The organism is Candidatus Leptofilum sp. (assembly GCF_965223525.1).
GTDB lineage: Bacteria > Chloroflexota > Anaerolineae > Promineifilales > Promineifilaceae > Leptofilum.
In genome coordinates this window covers 250,835-268,604 of record NZ_CBDCWX010000004.1, presented here as the reverse complement: position 1 = coordinate 268,604, position 17,770 = coordinate 250,835, and the positions used below count along the sequence as shown (strand labels likewise).

At 50.0% G+C, this 17,770-nt stretch carries 12 protein-coding genes; 9 read left to right on the top strand and 3 right to left on the bottom strand.

What is annotated here, in order from left to right:
* Positions 1-9: 9 nt before the first annotated feature.
* Positions 10-1,500: a hypothetical protein gene (locus ACOQPM_RS01315; protein WP_420627420.1), complete on the bottom strand. Its 1,491-nt coding sequence runs from the start codon at positions 1,498-1,500 to the stop codon at positions 10-12.
* A 91-nt stretch (positions 1,501-1,591) separates the two neighbouring features.
* Positions 1,592-3,649 (bottom strand): O-antigen ligase family protein, encoded by a 2,058-nt coding sequence (locus ACOQPM_RS01310; RefSeq protein WP_420627419.1) that lies wholly within the window; start codon positions 3,647-3,649, stop codon positions 1,592-1,594.
* A gap of 287 nt (positions 3,650-3,936) precedes the next feature.
* Between ACOQPM_RS01310 and ACOQPM_RS01305 the strand changes: the two genes are divergently transcribed.
* From ACOQPM_RS01305 to ACOQPM_RS01295, 3 genes are all read left to right on the top strand, one after another.
* Positions 3,937-4,818, top strand: coding sequence for a DUF4349 domain-containing protein (locus ACOQPM_RS01305; RefSeq protein ID WP_420627418.1), 882 nt, complete (start codon positions 3,937-3,939; stop codon positions 4,816-4,818).
* A gap of 34 nt (positions 4,819-4,852) precedes the next feature.
* Complete coding sequence (locus ACOQPM_RS01300; protein WP_420627417.1) at positions 4,853-5,701, top strand: DUF4349 domain-containing protein; 849 nt, start codon at positions 4,853-4,855, stop codon at positions 5,699-5,701.
* Positions 5,702-6,310: 609 nt separating this feature from the next.
* Positions 6,311-8,908, top strand: a complete 2,598-nt coding sequence (locus tag ACOQPM_RS01295) for a PKD domain-containing protein (protein WP_420627416.1) — start codon at positions 6,311-6,313, stop codon at positions 8,906-8,908.
* A gap of 60 nt (positions 8,909-8,968) precedes the next feature.
* Here the strand turns inward: ACOQPM_RS01295 and uvrC are convergent, their stop codons facing one another.
* Positions 8,969-10,861, bottom strand: coding sequence for an excinuclease ABC subunit UvrC (uvrC, locus tag ACOQPM_RS01290; RefSeq protein ID WP_420627415.1), 1,893 nt, complete (start codon positions 10,859-10,861; stop codon positions 8,969-8,971).
* Positions 10,862-10,950: 89 nt separating this feature from the next.
* Between uvrC and ACOQPM_RS01285 the strand changes: the two genes are divergently transcribed.
* The 6 genes from ACOQPM_RS01285 (at position 10,951) to ACOQPM_RS01260 (ending at position 17,591) form a co-directional block, all read left to right on the top strand.
* On the top strand, positions 10,951-11,271 hold the full coding sequence (locus ACOQPM_RS01285; RefSeq protein ID WP_420627414.1) for a hypothetical protein: 321 nt from the start codon (positions 10,951-10,953) through the stop codon (positions 11,269-11,271).
* Between the two features lie 38 nt (positions 11,272-11,309).
* Positions 11,310-12,635, top strand: a complete 1,326-nt coding sequence (locus ACOQPM_RS01280; protein ID WP_420627413.1) for a M20/M25/M40 family metallo-hydrolase — start codon at positions 11,310-11,312, stop codon at positions 12,633-12,635.
* A 2-nt stretch (positions 12,636-12,637) separates the two neighbouring features.
* The gene (locus tag ACOQPM_RS01275) at positions 12,638-13,288 is read left to right on the top strand and encodes a protein-L-isoaspartate(D-aspartate) O-methyltransferase (protein WP_420627412.1); all 651 of its coding nucleotides are present in this window, start codon (positions 12,638-12,640) and stop codon (positions 13,286-13,288) included.
* A 71-nt stretch (positions 13,289-13,359) separates the two neighbouring features.
* A complete protein-coding gene (locus ACOQPM_RS01270) occupies positions 13,360-14,361 on the top strand; it encodes a tRNA dihydrouridine synthase (protein WP_420627411.1) in 1,002 nt (333 codons plus the stop codon).
* Positions 14,362-14,436: 75 nt separating this feature from the next.
* Positions 14,437-14,829: a hypothetical protein gene (locus tag ACOQPM_RS01265; protein WP_420627410.1), complete on the top strand. Its 393-nt coding sequence runs from the start codon at positions 14,437-14,439 to the stop codon at positions 14,827-14,829.
* A 50-nt stretch (positions 14,830-14,879) separates the two neighbouring features.
* Positions 14,880-17,591 (top strand): CHAT domain-containing protein, encoded by a 2,712-nt coding sequence (locus tag ACOQPM_RS01260; RefSeq protein WP_420627409.1) that lies wholly within the window; start codon positions 14,880-14,882, stop codon positions 17,589-17,591.
* Positions 17,592-17,770 lie beyond the last annotated feature (179 nt).

Sequence of the window (17,770 nt, the reverse complement as noted above, 5' to 3'; positions counted from 1 at the left end):
GTTGGCCTCCTAATCAATGTCAATAAACATAGGGACGGTGCCACTTTCTTCGTCGATTTGGCCAGCCATCTTGCCCACCACAATCCCACCACTCTCGCTAAGAGATAGTGCCATCTCCCCGTTTGTTGTTGGGGCAAGTGAGACTTTGTCGCCAATAGCGCCATTTGTCACAAGAGCTAAACTAGATACATTCACTGCGGGTGCCAACCCCTCTGTGATAATGGTAAGGTAGCTGTTGGGAGTGATTGCCCCGCTTGTTGAGGAAAAGCCGACTGTTTGCGAGCCGTCGTCATGGGTAATAGTCTCGGCCGTATATGCTTCTACCGCTACACCAATAACTGCGCTCTGATTTGTTGCATCAACTTTGGCAACGGCTAACATCGTCATATCTCCACTGGGAGACGGTGCTACACCAACCATGGCTACTAAATCCCCTGCTGCAATCGTGGTCTCGCCCAAATTAACGGCCAGCGAGGTACTGTTTGCCACACTATCAACGACAGTGCCATTGACAAAGATGCCACCAGTACCAGCAAAATAGGCATCGTAATGGCCGCTAAGGCTGTAAACATACATGCCACGATAGTTGCTGCTATAAATTTGTGCACCATAGCCCGTTTCACCTGCTGAGTCTGTTCCCAGGGCATAAAGACCTTTGCCCCCGACAAAATAGCCACCCTGGTTGTACCAACTATGGCTGTTGGAGGTGTCGCCACGGCCGTACACCCCCACGCCCTGATTACTCTGCCCATAAACACCCGGAGCATAAATATTGGGATGCGCTCGATTGCCATTGCTATAGCCATAGACACCAACGCCATTTGTACTGTAAAAATAGCCAGCATAGCCCTGGTTGGCATTGCTGCCACCATCAAAGCCATAGATGGCATAGCCATCTTGAGTTTGGCCATAAATGGCACGACCGGTATTAGCCAACCCATAGATCGCATTACCTGTTGTTGATTGCCCTGTGATCGCCCCACGGTTAAAGGCAAAGACGTCGTTATTCATCTGTACATCAAGTAGGTAATTATTGGGCAGGGCATTGGCGGTGCCTTTAATTATGGCACCGGGTCGTAAGGTATGTGCCATCGGCACCGGCGCTATCTCCTGACGCGGCGTTAACGTTTCACCATCAACAATTTGAGAAACCCACAGCTCTTCACCATTGAAAATATCTGTGTCGATAGGGAGATAAGTGTCAAACAAACCATCATTGACAGTCACATTGATATCGCCGCTGTCCCACAAGGTAGAACCAGCAACGGCATCATTGAAAATGATAAAGCGCATGGTCACTGGGCCATTCAGCGGCACGCCATTTTCATCGGTGAGGTAGCCTTGGTATGTGATGCCATCACCAACTGTTGCCGCTGGTGCAAGCGGATCTTCAAGTGGCTTTGCACCAACCAACGTGGGCCAATAGGCGCCTAGCCCACCCAGCAACAATAATCCAATAGCGACGACGAAAATTTGAGGGAATAAGCGTTGGGTTTTCATGTTATCTCCTTGTAGAAATGCTCTACAGTCCATTACGAAAAGCTAACATCACAATACAGAGGTTACCCATTAACGATGAACGCGGGCTAACCTATTTTTCCTGCATTTGCAGTTGCAAGGCCAAAGCAGGCGCATAGGCTGGATCAAGTACTAGGCTGTGCTGCAACGCCTGACACGCCGCTGCAAATTCACCTTGTTGGGCGTAAACGGTGGCCAGTCCCAGGTGAAAATCGGCCAAATACGGCTGCCACTTCACAGCTTGCTCAAAGGCACTTTGTGCCGCGGCAAGTTCGCCACTTTGTAACTGTACCCAGCCCAAAATACCATAGGCCATGCCATCCGTTGCATCCAGATCAACCGCCTGCTGGGCTTGCCGCAGTGCAGTCGCTTCATCACCAATTCGCAGTGCCAGATCGGCATATTGCTGATGGGTAAGGGCAATTGTTGGCGCAAGGGCAATCGCCTGCTCATAAGCTCCATAAGCCAGTTCGATTTTCTCTGGCGTGACTGTTGCTTCATGGGCATAAATGGCAGCAAGTTGGGTGTACAAAACAGGATTGGCCGGGCGTAGGGCGATTGCTTCACCCATCGCCGCTTCAGCTTGTGCAAAATTGCCAACTTGCGCGGCAGTCAGGGCCATAGCCACATGATAAGCGGCACGGTTGGGTTGATAGTGAACGGCCGTTTCATAAGCTACCAATGCGGCCGAAGGATTTCCCTGAAACAAGGCCTGTGTGCCTCGCCAACTATAACTATCGGCCAGCAACGGGCGCAGATTGCTTTGCCAAACTGCCCAAACCAATACAAAAATGCCCACCACAATAGCAAGCTGTTTAATAGAGCTAGGTGAAGCAAGAGGAATCGTTTGCGGGTTGGGTGGTAGAGCTGCTGCTGTGATGATGCCCATCAACAGCCAGAAGAGAACGGCCGTTGCCGCCACCTCAAACAAAAACAAATTGCCAACAAGCTGGGCGCAGGCGGCTGCCATACAAGCCGCCACCCAGCGATGGGGCAAAGCTTCAAGCTGTTGAGAAACTCCATCTTCTGGCTCTGCCAATTGTCGCCAACCCAGCCGCAAAACAAGAAAAATGAGGAAGATAAAAAAGAGCGTGGCCACGATGCCATAGTTGAGCGACCAGTCAAGCAGCCAGTTGTGCGCCCGATCAACAACCACGCCGCGCCCCTGATAATAAACAAGCTGCGGTGGGTAAACTGAAGGGAAGTGTAGTTCCAGCGTATCTGCCCCGTAGCCAAGCCATAAACGAGGCCAGAGTAGTCGGAGCGAAGCCTGCCAAATCGTCCAGCGAGCGACAATGGAGCCGCCATTGGCAATGCCACGCTGCAAAAGAAGGAGTAATGTTATGCCAAGCGTGGCGACGCCTGCCAATGCGCTCAGCCATCGAACCTTTGCAGGCCAGCGAAGGGCAACCTGAAACCACCAAAGCAGGCCAATCCCCACAACGGCGGCAATCCATGCTGCCCGTGCCTGAGTGAAAGCAATGACAATAAGTTCAAGCAAGAAAAGTGATCCATAGCCAAGTTGCTGCAACTTGTTTGTGGCCGACCGACTAGCGGTAAGCGTCAGCGGCAGCAACAAAGCCAGGTAGGCTCCGGTAAAGTTGGCCCGACCAAGTGTTGTTGTGATGTTACTGCGGGCATCGGTGAAAACGGGGAGTGGCTGCCACCCAGCCGCTTGCGCCAGACCAAAAAGGCTAATGGGAACGGCCGTTAAGATAGCAACCTGTATCAACCGCCGACTGCTTGTAGCATCTATTTGTGTGGCAACGCAAATAAAAAGCAAGACGTAGCTTATGTGCGTCAAAGCGCCATTAGCCCGGTCAAGCGTGCCAAAGATAGCGATAAAATGATTCGTGCTAAGGGCGGTCGAAAGCGCAAGTATAAGTATGAGGATAACAATGACGGTCTTTATAGGTTGGGGAAGAGATTTTGGCCGGGAATTGGTCATCCAGCCAGCAAACCACAGCAGAACTAACAGCCAAATCAACGTCCGCAACAGCCAAATTTTTGAGGCTTCAAATTGCTGTTCAACCCATAAATTGACAAATAGGGGAGTCAGAAACGCCAGTAATAGCCAGGTTGTCTCTTGCCATTTACGCAATGGATGATCCACTATTTCGCGCTGCTGCATGTTTAACCTCTTTACCTTCAAAGCCAGTTTGTCGACGGTAACATGGTTGTTCAATACCAGGAGGCAGGATCAATGTAGCGTTGGATGTGCGTGAAAATTAGACGCTGAATCGTAAAGACAGTATAGAGATTACTGAGGGCGAGAGTGGTTAACTAAGTAACAGTCTCAAAAACCAATAGGTTTCATTGCAGTTTGCCAAATTTGGGAACCATTGTCTGGGGAGAAACGTTTTAACGATAACCTTGGGGTAATCATTCCAACAAAATCACAAAGTTAGGAGAAGAAAAATGAACGCCAAACGTTTTTACTGGCTGGCGGCGCTGGCTACCCTGCTGCTAGCCCTGGTTGCCTGCGGTGGTGGAGATGAACCATTTGGTTCACCTGCCCAGGTGGTTGAAGTCACTCGCGTCATAACTGAAGCTATCGCTGAAGATGCTGATGTTGCAGTTGAAGGCAGCGATCCGGCCGTACAGTCCCAAACCCGGCTCATCATCAAAAATGGTGAATTGGCAATTATGGTCGTGGATGTGGATACGGCCGTTGCCACCACCACCCAACTCGTCGCCGATCTGGGTGGTTACATCATCAGCCAACAAATCTTTGATGTACAAACCGGGTACAGCGCTGCCAACATGCAGCTTGCCGTGCCAGTGACCCAATTTGAAAATACGCTCACCCAGCTGCGCCAGCTAGGTGATGTAACCAACGATTTCGCCGGTGGGCAAGACGTAACCGATGAATTTGTAGATTTAGGATCGCGTTTAGACAATCTTATCGTCACCCGCGACCGTTTACGTAGCTTCCTGGATGACGCCGAAACCGTGGAAGAAGCGTTACGCATCAACGACGAGCTGAAGGTGGTTGAAGAAGAAATCGCCATTATTCAGGGAAGGCGCAACTACCTGAGCGACCGCGCCGCTTTTTCCACCATTGACCTCGCTTTGGAACCAATCTTACCCACGCCAACCCCCTCGCCCATCCCCACACCTGCCTCCTGGCAGCCTGGTGACACGGCACAGGTGGCTCTGGTAAATCTGCAAGAATCTGCCCAACAAACGGCCGATTTTTCCATCTACTACGGTATTGTGTGTGGCCCCTGGCTGCTGCTGTTGGCTGCGTTAGGCTGGATTGGCTGGCGCCTGCAGCGCCGGTTCGGATGGTGGCAATAATGACTATTGGTTCCGCTTTTTTAGGAGGATTCTGATGAAAAGAAGATTATTTATGTTAACTTCGCCCTTTTTATTCGGCTTGCTGTGCCTCTGGTTGCTGTGGCCTGGCAACATGCGGGTTCAGGCAGCACAAGTAGATGATCGTCTGGTGATGAAAGAAGCCCATCTGTCGTTAACGGTGGCCGATACGAGTACGGCCGTTGCCACCGCAATCAATCTGGCAGAAAGCTACGGTGGCTATGTACTCAACCAGCGCCAGTGGGAAACAGGCAATACCAGCACCTATGGCGAGCTGACCTTTGGCGTGCCAGCCGACCAGTTTGAAGCGTTACTAAACGCGCTGCGAACGCTGGGTATGGTTGAAGATGAACAGTTGAGCGGTGTAGATGTGCTGGCAACGGCCGTCGATCTGCAATCCAGGCTAGACAACCTCACCATCAACCAAACGCGCCTTCGCACCCTGCTAGACCACACGCGCAACACAACCGAGACATTGGAAGTTCATCAACAACTGCTGCGCGTCGAGAATGAGATCAATGATCTGCAGGGGGAGCTGAACTTTTATAACGGCCGTTCTGCCGCCGCCCTCATCACCCTGAACCTGACGGCTCTGCTGCCCACACCAACGCCAACACCCTTGCCAACGCCGCAAAGCTGGTCTGCGGCCAACACGGCCAAACTCGCCTCCGTGCGCGCCCAGGAAAATGCCCAGGCGGTGGCTAACTTCGCCATTTACCGGGGCATCATCTGGGGCCCCTGGCTAATCTTTTTAGGATTGATTGGGCTAGGCGTTGCCCGGCTGCGCCGTCGTGCCGCTCCCATCCAGCCACCACGTCGCACCCTGCCGCCACCGCAAGCAACCAGTCCGCCAAAGGATGAATGAGGCTATCATTTTTGTGGCGCATTTGTTTGGCTAGTGTCAGGTTTTTGCAGCCACGATTGAGGCAGGCCATGATAAGCTAATGGCGAATTAAGTTGGAAGGCCGCTTACTCAGAGCCGTCCCGCACAATTCCGATAACTGTCATGCGAACGGCCACTATGGAGGTGAACTATGATCGCTATACAACTCTCGACCATTATCATTATCGCCCTGATTGCACTCATCATCGGGATTATCGTGGGTGTTTCTATGAGTCGGCCAGTGTCCAGGTATTAAGCAGATAAAGCAGAGTTAAATGTACCTACTACACTCAGGTGCTTGACTCTGACACCAAAATATCGTAATTTACCCCGCAAATGATTTGAGTGACTCAAATCATTTGCGGGATTTCATTTTCCAGCCGCAAACTACCTACCGATTCATGTAAAACTAAAAAGAAATTTGAATTAGCACAGCCTCGGAATTGGTTTTTACTTGAGTAAATCACATTTTCGCGGCTCGATTTTCATCAAAATACTTTTTGTGATTTACACAACAACCTGCCATTGATAATTGACTTATTTCGTCGGCTTTCATGACCGACGGAATGATTGAAGCATGGAGGAATTTCGATGAAAAAAGCAGCTTTTATTTTCTTCTTTTTTGTTTTCGCAGTTGGCGGCATTTTATTGACAAAGCCATCTTCAAATTTGGAGGCTGCACAAGATGGCCTTGCCGGACCTCCCACCTTTACCCCGCCGACGAAAGGATTGTACACAAACCGAGATGCTCGATACGGCCGTCTCTCCACCAACTACCAAGCCATCCTCGGCCCAGATAGCTGCATCCATTTAGGCGACCCCTATTCACCATTGTCGAGCCCCTTTTCCCAGGGGCCCTACACCTATACCTACGCCATCCGCATCCCTGCCAGCTACCCCCACGACATTGTTCGTGTGGAACTATTCGATCCAGATTCTATCAACTCAGACATCAACGATCCATTAGTTCTACGCACAGATATAGCCGTGAGCAACGGACTTGGTGCGACGGACTTAAAAAGTTGCGGCACCAACGGCGGCAGCAGCGACCGAACAAGCCCCTGTGCCCTGGACACCGACGAGCGCACACTGGTAACGGGTGCGCCTAATCTCGATTTTGACCAAATCAACCCACACTGGTTTGTCCGCGTAGACACCAACTGGAGCCCGCCCATAGCACCAAGCGGCAATTGTGGTACACCAACCAACTATACTGCCAGCTTAAACGCTCAAACCCTTTTTGATCTTTACTATTTTGCTCAAACTAATGACGAGACACCTACCCGCATTCCACTGGTGGTTTACATCGGGCAAACAGATGATGGCTTACGCGACAACGGCGACCACAATACTGACCTGCGCTGGGTCTCGCCCGGTGCCGATAATCCATTTTCTCCAGTTGATACGCCAGGCAACGCAGTTCCAGCTATCGCTCAAACGACAGACAGCTTTGAAGTAGACCTCACCGCCGACGTGCCAGGCATCACCACCGACACGCTAACAGGTGATCGGTATCTATACCTGGATGTACGCACGATCAGTGGCGCATCAGAAAATGGCTTTGACATTTGGGCTGGCCCACCCATCTACACCGATGGCGATTCTGGCGAACCCGATGTGCCGAGTGAGGTGAATGTCCGTAATCTGTACATTCTGAATAATCCAGGCACGCACGACGCCGCTGGGGTTGAGATTTTGGCCTTAGGCACCTTGCCCCAAACCAGCATCGCCGACTACCCTATTGAGATGCCTCTCCTCACCGTCGGCCCGGAACTTGCTGGACAAACGCTGCAGGTAAGACTTTTTGACAACGACGACGGCGCACAGCCCCCCCTAATCTTCTACTTTGACACCATCGCCTTTACCCCCGATGACGCCAATCCGCTTGGCTATGATCCAGCCAATACAGATTGGGCCATGGCCTTTGGCGTTTCTGGCCAGGACGATCCGGACGGCGTAGCTGAGGGTGTGCGCTGCTTACCCGGTAGCTGCCCCACACAATGGGTAGACCCCGCTTACAACATTACCGTCCCTGGCAATTTAGATAATTGTGATTACGACAACCCCACGATGGAAGATTGCACCCCATTTTATGGCGGGCGGCTCATGGTGCGCTTTAACCGGGGGGTCAACAACTTACACACCTGGGAAATGTCTATTCCCCAAGAACCTAATCCAGACCCACTGAACCCAACTCTGGGCTGCGCTGCGTTTCCCATCACCATTCATGAAGGAGCACGCTCCGTTACTGCGCCAGGTACGGGCAGCAATCCATACCCCAACGCAGGCGATTTTACTTACCCTGCCACTCCTCCTAGCTACGGAAGCTTCCTGGATCATCAAGACGACGTACCGCTGCTAGATGCCACCCCCGGCGACATCTTCCGAGCGCAAAATGGCTTTGGCGATGGCAATTTTGCCTGGCTGGTTTGGAATGAGGGCATTCCCGCCAGTTCCAGCACATTGGCCAACAGCCTCACCTGGCCCGGTGACAGCACAAATTACAATGCTTGTACAGGTGGCCCAGACGGGTGTGTACCCGGCTCAGGTGTCCCCGGCTCTGGGTTACCCAATGTACCTGGCTACATTGAGCCCGGCGATCCCACAGATCAGGCCTTGCACATTGGCGATTGGATTGCAGCGAGTACAGGCAGCATCAACTCCTCCTTTGTTCGAGAACCAATAGAATCGCATATTGATTTAGGGCGCACGCTGCGCTTGCCGATTTGGGGTAGTTCAGATGGAACGGGGGCGAACGGCCGTTACCAAACTTCCCAATTCGCCATCTTCCGCCTGATTGGTTACAACCTGGATGCTAGTAGTTGGCTGCTGCTGGAATTTGTCGGTTTAGATACGAGTTGTGGACAGTTAAGCGCGGCACCAACGGCCGTTTCCATCACAGGCCCTGCCAACGGCGAAACCAACATCAGCTACAATTTTACCGCCGACATCAGCCCCAGCTTCACCAGCACGCCCATCACCTACACCTGGGAGATCAGTGGACAGAACACAATTACCAATACGGACGGTATCAGCAACACGGTTTCGCTGAGTTGGGATAGTGTGGGAAGTAAAGATGTGACGGTAACGGCCGTAAACGAAACCGGCTTCTCCGTCATCCAAAGCCACACCATTGACATAGCCCTGCCCGAACAAAAAATCTATCTACCAATCATCAATAAGAATTAAGGAAATGGGGAGATTAGAGATTGGAGTTCGAGTGTAATCTCCGGTCTCCAGTCTCCTCTTTCATGCCAAATGCGCCTTCACTGCTTCTGCCACTTCCACCGGAATACCCGGCACGGATGCAATCTCCTCCATTGTCGCTTTGCGTAGCCCATCTAACGAACCAAAGTGTGTTAGCAGCAATTTGCGCCGCTTGGGGCCAACCCCCGGTACGCTGTCCAAAATAGAAGCTACACCTGCTTTGGCACGCCGCTTGCGGTGGCCTGTGTTGGCAAATCGATGCGCCTCGTCCCGCACCCGCTGCACCAAATACAGCCCTTCTGAGCGGCGCGGCAGCAAAATGGAGGCCGCCTTGCCCGGCACAAACAGCTCTTCTTCCTGCTTGGCCAAACCCGCCACAGGCACCTCTTCATCCAGACCAAATTCGCGCAAAACGTCCATTGCCATTGCCAACTGCCCCTTGCCCCCGTCCACAATGAGCAAATCTGGCAGCAGCGACCATGCTGTCTCTTTTTTCGGTTTGCCAATCTGGTTGGGATCATGCAGTTCACCTGCCAATGAATCTTTGTACCGCGCAAAGCGACGCGTGAGCACCTCTTTCATTGCGCCGTAATCGTCGTTGCCCACCGTCACCACATTGAAGCGGCGATAATCGCTTTTGCGGGGCGCACCCTGCACAAAGACCACCATCGAAGCCACCGTCTGTGCCCCCTGCGTGTGGCTAATGTCGTAACATTCAATGCGGGCAGGCGGCGCGGGCAAATCGAGCGCCTCGTGCAGTTCTGCCATCGCCGTGACGTGTTTGGAGCGATCGGCCGCCCACTGCTGGCGAATGGTTGCCAGCGTATCCTGGGCGTTGGTTTTCACCATTTGCACCAGCTCTTTCTTTTTGCCCCGGCTCGGCACCTGGATGGTCACTTTGGTGCTGCGTTTGCGTCTTAACCATTCTTCAATCACCATCGCTTCAGACACTTGGTTGGGCAAAAGTACCTCGCGGGGAATGTGTGCCGCATCATCGTAAAACTGGGTGATGAATTCGCTCAGCACGTCTTCGTCTGTTTCGCCTTCGGTGCCTTCCAGCATGAAATATTCCCGCCCAATCAGCTTGCCATAGCGAATGAAGAAGATTTGTACGCAGGCATCCCCCTGCTCGCGGGCAAAGGCAATTACGTCCTGATCGGCATTAGCCGCCGAAATCACTTTTTGCTTGGACACGACGAGGTTGATGGCTTTGAGCTGATCCCGGTATTCGGCCGCTTTTTCAAAATTGAGTTCTTCAGCCGCTTTTTCCATATTGGCCTGAACGGATTTCACAATATGCTCCGATTTTCCGTTTAGAAAATCCATCAGTGATTGAATCATGTTGCGGTACTGCTGCTGGTTTACGGCTCCAATGCACGGCCCATTGCACAGCTTGATGCCGTAGTATAGGCAGGCACGTTCATCGTTGCCGTCAATCACACGGTCACAGGTGAGGTAGGGAAAGATTTTACGCAGCATGTCTAGCGTTTGGTGGACTGCCCAAACGGAAGTGTAGGGACCAAAGTAGCGAGAGCCGTCCCGCTCCATGCGTCGGGTGACGGTCACTTTAGGATACGCATCCTTCCAGTGAACTTTGATGTACGGATACCGCTTATCATCTTTGAGGCGGACATTGTATTTGGGACGATGCTTTTTGATGAGGGTGTTTTCCAGCAGCAGTGCTTCTAGTTCAGATTCTGTGGTGATGATTTCGATATCGGTGATTTCACGGCGGAGGCGCTGGGTTTTAACAGAATCCACGTTTTTGTGGAAGTAGGAACGCACGCGGTTGCGTAGGTTGATCGCTTTGCCTACGTAAATAATGGTGCCGAATTTATCTTTATGTAAATAAACGCCCGGCTTGGTAGGCAACTTCTTTAAGATTTTTTGTACGTTTTCGGGAGGTGTGTACGCCATGGGCCAATTATAGCTCATTTAAGCGGATCGCAACTTTTACGGCCGTACACTGTACTAATAGGTAAAAGAATAATCGCGGCATTAGGAAATTACCTAATTGGAGATTGATGATGAACGATAATTCAAGACAACAGCCGAATATGTTAGGCAACGCCAGCTTGGCGTTAGGTATCGCGTCAGCGGCACTGGTGTTTGGTATTGGCTTTTGCGGCGTGGTGGGGGCAAACCAGGGCTGGGTGGCATTGGCAGGCGTGCCAATATTGGTTTGTGGTTTTAGCAGTGCCTTCTTAGGTCTATTGGGAGCCGGATTAGGCCTTGCGGGGTTATTTGGCAGCGGTGGACGGAATACGGCCGTTGCGGGTCTCGTCCTCAGTTTATTGGGGATGTGCCTTTTTGTGGTCTTTCTTGTGGCCGTGCGCGGGGGGTAGTTTCATGGCAAAATAGAGGGGCACACAAAGGAGCATATATGCCTGACCCCTCTATTTACAAACGGCCGTCCCAACTCCTTCAGCACCTCATCCGCTTCAACACTACCAATCCGCCCGGTAACGAAGTGGCTTGCGTGCAATATTTAAATGAGCTGCTGCAAGCCGCTGGCGTAAAAACCACTGTTTTGGCCAAAGATGAAAACCGCCCCAACCTCATTGCCCGCCTGCCCGGCAGCGGCACTGCACCGCCCTTGCTCATGCAGGGACATGTGGATGTGGTCACGACGACCGACCAACAGTGGCAGCACGATCCATTTGGCAGCGAACTGATTGACGGCATGATTTGGGGGCGCGGCGCGCTAGACATGAAAAGCGGCGTTGCCATGATGGTGTCCGCCTTCCTCAAAATGAGGGTGGAAAATATTACCCCACCGGGCGACCTCATCCTCACCATCTTGAGCGACGAAGAGGCCGGCGGCATCTTTGGTGCCAGATTTCTGGTTGAAGAGCATCCTGAGCAGTTTGAAAATGTGCAGTTTGCCATTGGCGAATTTGGCGGCTTTAGCATGCAGCTCTTCGGACGCACCTTTTATCCCATCATGGTGGCCGAGAAGCAGCAATGCGGACTTAAGCTCACCGTGCGCGGCCCCGGCGGGCATGGCTACAACCCCATTCAGGGCGGGGCGATGGCCAAACTGGGCCACATCCTCACCAAGCTAGACAAAAATCCCCTGCCTGTACATATTGCGCCAGAGGTGCGGGCCATGTATGAGGCCATTGCCACCAACGTTGGTTTCCCAACTAATCTGGTTTTGCACCTGCTGCTGACCCCCAGCCTGACCAAACAGATGCTGCGGGCGATGGGGAAAATGGCGCAGCAGTTCAATGCGCTGCTGCGCCACACGGTTAGCCCAACCATTGTGCAGGGCGGGCACAAAAATAATGTGATTCCGAGCGAGGTGAGTTTGGAGTTAGACGGCCGTCTCCTCCCAGGCTACAAGCCGCAACATCTCATCCAGGAGCTGCGCCAACTGCTGGGGGACGAGGTGGAAATTGAGGTGCTGTTTTACAATCCGGGGCCGCCTGCGGCCAATATGGCGCTGTTTGATACTCTGGCCGGCATTTTGCGCCGCGCCGACCCAGACGGCGTGCCGATCCCGCTGGTGCTGCCTGCCGTGACGGATGCCCGCCACTTTGCTCGGCTGGGCATCCAGACCTACGGTTTTTTGCCCATGCAGCTACCGTCGGATTTCAACTTCACGGCCACCATTCACGCCGCCGACGAGCGCATTCCGGCTGCCGCTTTGGATTTTGGTACGGCCGCTATTTTTGAGCTGCTTACCAGTTTTGGCAAAGTAGAGTGAGTATGGATTTTGCAAAGTTGCGGGCGGAGATGGTGAATGATTTAAGTAACCGAGGAATTCGGGATACGGCCGTTCTCCAAGCCATGAACACCGTCCCCCGCGAACAGTTTGTGCAAGAAGGGTACGAAGAGTTTGCCTATTACAACGGCGCACTGCCCCTGCCCGCCAAGCAAACGATTTCCCAGCCTTACGTCGTCGCGCTCATGCTGTCCGCGCTGAAATTGCAGCCACAGTTTAACGTACTGGAAATTGGCACCGGGTCTGGCTACGCTGCGGCAGTCGTTGCCCAGATGGTGCGGCAAGTCCACACTGTTGAACGGCAAGAGGCTCTGGTAGACTACGCCAAAGTGCGACTGCAACAGCTTGGCTATGCGAATATTGGCGTCCATTTGGGTGATGGCACGCTGGGCTGGCCAGAAGCCGCTCCCTACGACGCCATCGTGGTGGCGGCGGGTGGTCCCACGGTGCCAGTTTCTTTGCGCGAACAGTTGGGGGTGAACGGCCGTCTCATCATGCCCGTTGGTTCCTACAAAAAACAGAAATTGCAGCTAGTTTGGCGCAAAAAGAACGGCCGTTTCGGCCAGAAAACCCTCACCCCCGTCCGCTTTGTGCCGCTCATTGGCAGCGAAGGCTGGGAGAACGGTGATCAGTAAACGGTAAGTAAGTCGGTAAGCGGTAATCAGTTTACCGTTCACCGATTACGGATTACTGTAAAAATTCTAACATGCAAATACCCGCTTTCTACATCCGTGACCTGCCAATTTACGGCGACACCATCCTGTCACCGATGGCGGCCTATTCCGACGTGCCGTTCCGAGCCATCTGCCGCCAATTTGGGGCAGCGATGCACTACACCGAATTTGTGCCAACAGAGGCGCTGCTGTGTGACCCAAATCCGCTGTGGCGGCGGCTGGACGTGCATCCGGCGGGTGAGCAGCCGATGGTGTTCCAAATCTTCGGCAACGATGCCCAAACGATATTGCGCGCCGCCCGGCGCATTGTGGCCTGGGGTGCCGACATCATTGACATCAACATGGGCTGTTCGGTGCCGCAAATTAGCAAAAAGGGGGCGGGGGTGGGCATGATGCGCCAGCCAAAGCTGGTGGCAGAGACGTTCCGCCTGCTCACCACGCACCTAAATGTGCCAATCACGGGCAAGCTGCGGCTGGGCTGGGATGAAGCCAACCAAAATTATCTGGAGATTGCCAAAATTATGGTGGACAACGGCGCGGCGTTGGTAGCTTTGCACGGCCGTACCCGTACCCAAAAGTATCGCGGCCAGGCAGATTGGGAGGCCATTGCCAAATTGAAGCAAGCGGTGGACGTACCGGTGCTGGGCAACGGCGACGTTCGCACGATAGCGGACATTGACCGCCTGAAGGCGCACACGGGCTGCGACGGCGTGATGATTGGCCGGGCGGCGTTGGGCAACCCGTGGCTGCTGGGGCGGATTGATCGGGAGCAGTTGACCTTTAGGCAGATTACGGCCGTTCTCCGCCAACATCTTCACGAAGCCCACAGCTACTACGGCACCGGCGACGGCCTAAAAAACATCAACCGCCACTTGAAAAAATACCTCTCCGGCCTGGCCCTCAAACCATATTTGCGTGCCTTTCGGGAAGCAGCAACGGTTTCTGAATTTGAAGATTTAATTGGTGAGATGGAAACGGCCGTTCCCTCCAATCTCCCCCTCGCCAAACTACGCAAAATCCCCCACTTTCTCTGATCTCTATCAAGCTATTGACATAAATGTTACAATAAAAATTATCAGTCGTAGAACCAAATATTTGGAGTAAGCAAAATGGATCAAGATGTCTTTTTATTAGTTGTTGCGGGAGCAATTTCGCTAATTTCTGGTCTCATCTCTGGCTCAATTTTGATTCTTGTGACTCATCGCCTTACAAGAAAATTATGGTTTGAGCAAAAAGAAATAGAAAAACGGGAAGATACTAGAAACAGGCTAACGGGATCGATTTCTGAATTAAAAACCCTTCTTCAAGATGATGTTCTTGGCACCCTGCGAAGCATGAGCGAAGCCCCAGAAAGAGGGATGTTACTCACTCAAGAGATGGGCAATCTGGAAATCAGTAAAGATAAATTGATTCAAGTTCTTTCACAATCTCAAGGGGATCTTATTACAGTTCAAGAAGTAGCCAATATATCTATAGAAACACTTGATCCAGACACGGAATAGCACAAAAATAATACTTTTAGCTAAACTCATCAACAATCTGTGAAAATATCGTGCCAAAAAATACAGAACAGTTTCAAGATATTGTCATACACATTAGCGAACAAAAAAATAACAGCCACTCGATTCGTTTACGCGAATCACCTTGGGGTGAAGCTCAAGTTTCACTTGATAATGTGGCATTCGAAAAGCTTAAAAGACGTAACAGTATCCTTGAAGATACCTACGAAAAATTCTTAGAAATTCGAGGCGATCCAAAAGCTATTCGTATCTTAAGCAAAAGATTCGGCAAAGAACTATTTGACGCAATATTTCGTGATGACATTAGACGGAAACTGGATAAAAGTTTTGGAGCAGCTTATGCAGAGAATATTACGCTCCGAATATTATTGCAAATTGAATCGAAAATATTTTCAGATCTGAATCTGGAATTACTGTACGACAACGGAATGCCACATCGTGGTGATGCCTTCTTGAGTCGTGGTCGAAAAACCATTTTGGCGCGTTATCCTATCAAACAAGCCCCTGATAATAGCCTTCTTCAAACTAGAAAGTTAAAAATCTTGGTAGTCATTTCTTCACCAAAAGATATGTCAACATTAGCGAGCAAAACGGAGAAGGACAGTTTGACAAAAGCTCTACGTAAGAAAAGCGAATTATCTATGCGGTTCTTACGCCTCAGCCCCGCTATCGAAGTTAATTATCTAGAAAATGCAACGTATACAAAACTCGAATCTAAAATAGATCGATACCAACCTCAAATAATTCATTTTGTTGGCCATGCTGGATATAAGGACAATGAGCCTAGCCTAGTGCTTGAAACTGAAGAGCAGCTTAGTGATTACGTATTTGGCGAAAGAGCATGGCGGCTCTTCCGCAATGAGAAAAGCTCGATCCAATTCGTCTTTCTAAATGCTTGCCAATCATTCCATCTATGCCAAGAGTTAGTGAGCCAATTTGGAATATCAATGGTGATCGGAACGAGATACCCCGTTTACGATCGGGTGGCTATTGATTTCACAGCCAAATTATACGCTTGCATCCTTGATAGATTTTCCGTGGATCACGCAGTTCGAGAAGCACGGGAAATCACTTTAAGAGTAGATGAATTTCAATGGATGGCTTATGTTCTTGCAATGCACAAAAAAGATGGGAAATTTTTCGAATTCTCCCTTGCCCCGGAACTGAGCAAAATTCTTGAGCAAGTTTGGCTGTATATTGCAGATTTAGGTTCTGAAATTAAAGAAACTTATGATGCCGCGTTACAAGGTCTAGTCAATCTAGGTAAATCAGTAGTCGGATTATTGTTAATGGTTGTCGAAACCACACAAATGCAGATCAAACAACGGAACGGAGCAACTGAAGCTCTCGGCGAAATTATGGATGCTACTGGAGATACTTTACCTATCGAACCTCTATCAAATATAATTAAAAAAACTGATGAGCCAATACCCTTAAGACACGAAGCACTTAAAGCACTCTTCAAATCCGACACTGATGAAAGTCGTGAACAAATTACTAGCATTTGGTTTGATCCTCGGCTAAATGAAGTGATCAAATATGGGGATCTGGCACAAAATCACACGGGAAAATCATCAGAGATCATTTGGCTATTGTCAGATTTAGAATCATTGAATCATGATATTGGACAGCTTCGTGAAGAAACCAATCAACTCTCCCAAAAATATGCCCATTACCTAAGTGAAAAAGAGCAAAGTTTTCTTATAATTGATGAGCTTGACCAAAAATACAATAGATGGATCCAAGATCTTCATAAATTATCTAGCCAATTGGAAAAACGATTCACCAAAGCGATTGCAATTACAGCTATCATCCAAAACAACAAGCATCTATTAGAGGACATTGATGAAGCTGAACAATACTTGTATACACAAGTATCAACTGTACTGCATTCCAGATTAACCAACATTGAGCATAATCAAAAACTCAAGCTAATTCTCCAAAATCTAAAAATGAAACTAGATACCTTGCAACAAGCTACTCCCAATACATGGGAAAAAGCATTTAGAAATTCTCACTATGCGGCTCAGAAAAAAATTGATGACATCGCCATGCAATTAAGCCTTTTCAGCTTTGAGTTTCCTCTAGAAAATCTTATACCTGCAATAAACCAAACATCAAATAAACTTAACGGGCTAATAAAACAACTGGCAATAATAGCAATTTTGCATCAAACCATGAGTAATGATTTCCTAACGGGAATGGAGAATCACCGTACGAAAGGAAACACCTGGGCAAATTATGTTAACCAGGGATATATGATGGCAGAAAAAGGGTACACTAACATGACAAACCAAAAGTTAGGAAAACTCGTAAAAAATGCGAACAGACTAGCGGAAGATTTAAATTTGGAATCAAATCAGTTAAATCAACAAGCAGAAATATTGATGGAGATACTTTCTTGGGGTCCGTCTCACAAACGAACCCTCGAAACTCGGTCACAAATTTTAGGTGAATTGTTAGTTGATTTAGAGTCGTCATATAAATACAATTCAGATTCAGATAGGAAACTCGATTCCGAGAATTTACTTCAAACTGCTAATAGGAACTTGAACAGTTTCGAAAATGAAATCCATCAAATTAACTTTATTGACATTCGAACTGTAGTCGCAGAAATCCTAAGAGAAATGAAACCCATCACGGATGCTGCAAGTGAAAAAGTGAATTGGATTCGGGGAAAAACAGTGACTACTTTGGATGGACGCTTTACATTTAAAGAAAATACGTGGTGGCGACACTCGTAAAGAATAATTTGCCATCCTTTTTATTAAAAATGCTATTCCCTCAATTTGGAACTATTGAAATTGCTACAAAACTAGCTATTTAACTTTGAAAACCGGCTGCCGTTTCTCCAAAAACGCCTGCATCCCCTCATTGGCATCAGCCGTGGCCCAGAGAGCTTAGTAGGTGCGCCGCCTAAAGA

What these genes read in the sequence shown, in the direction of transcription:
- ACOQPM_RS01315 (WP_420627420.1), bottom strand. Translation starts at nt 1,500, where the DNA reads ATGAAAACCCAACGCTTATTCCCTCAAATTTTCGTCGTCGCTATTGGA.
- ACOQPM_RS01310 (WP_420627419.1), bottom strand. Translation starts at nt 3,649, where the DNA reads ATGCAGCAGCGCGAAATAGTGGATCATCCATTGCGTAAATGGCAAGAG.
- ACOQPM_RS01305 (WP_420627418.1), top strand. Translation starts at nt 3,937, where the DNA reads ATGAACGCCAAACGTTTTTACTGGCTGGCGGCGCTGGCTACCCTGCTG.
- ACOQPM_RS01300 (WP_420627417.1), top strand. Translation starts at nt 4,853, where the DNA reads ATGAAAAGAAGATTATTTATGTTAACTTCGCCCTTTTTATTCGGCTTG.
- ACOQPM_RS01295 (WP_420627416.1), top strand. Translation starts at nt 6,311, where the DNA reads ATGAAAAAAGCAGCTTTTATTTTCTTCTTTTTTGTTTTCGCAGTTGGC.
- uvrC (WP_420627415.1), bottom strand. Translation starts at nt 10,861, where the DNA reads ATGAGCTATAATTGGCCCATGGCGTACACACCTCCCGAAAACGTACAA.
- ACOQPM_RS01285 (WP_420627414.1), top strand. Translation starts at nt 10,951, where the DNA reads ATGATGAACGATAATTCAAGACAACAGCCGAATATGTTAGGCAACGCC.
- ACOQPM_RS01280 (WP_420627413.1), top strand. Translation starts at nt 11,310, where the DNA reads ATGCCTGACCCCTCTATTTACAAACGGCCGTCCCAACTCCTTCAGCAC.
- ACOQPM_RS01275 (WP_420627412.1), top strand. Translation starts at nt 12,638, where the DNA reads ATGGATTTTGCAAAGTTGCGGGCGGAGATGGTGAATGATTTAAGTAAC.
- ACOQPM_RS01270 (WP_420627411.1), top strand. Translation starts at nt 13,360, where the DNA reads ATGCAAATACCCGCTTTCTACATCCGTGACCTGCCAATTTACGGCGAC.
- ACOQPM_RS01265 (WP_420627410.1), top strand. Translation starts at nt 14,437, where the DNA reads ATGGATCAAGATGTCTTTTTATTAGTTGTTGCGGGAGCAATTTCGCTA.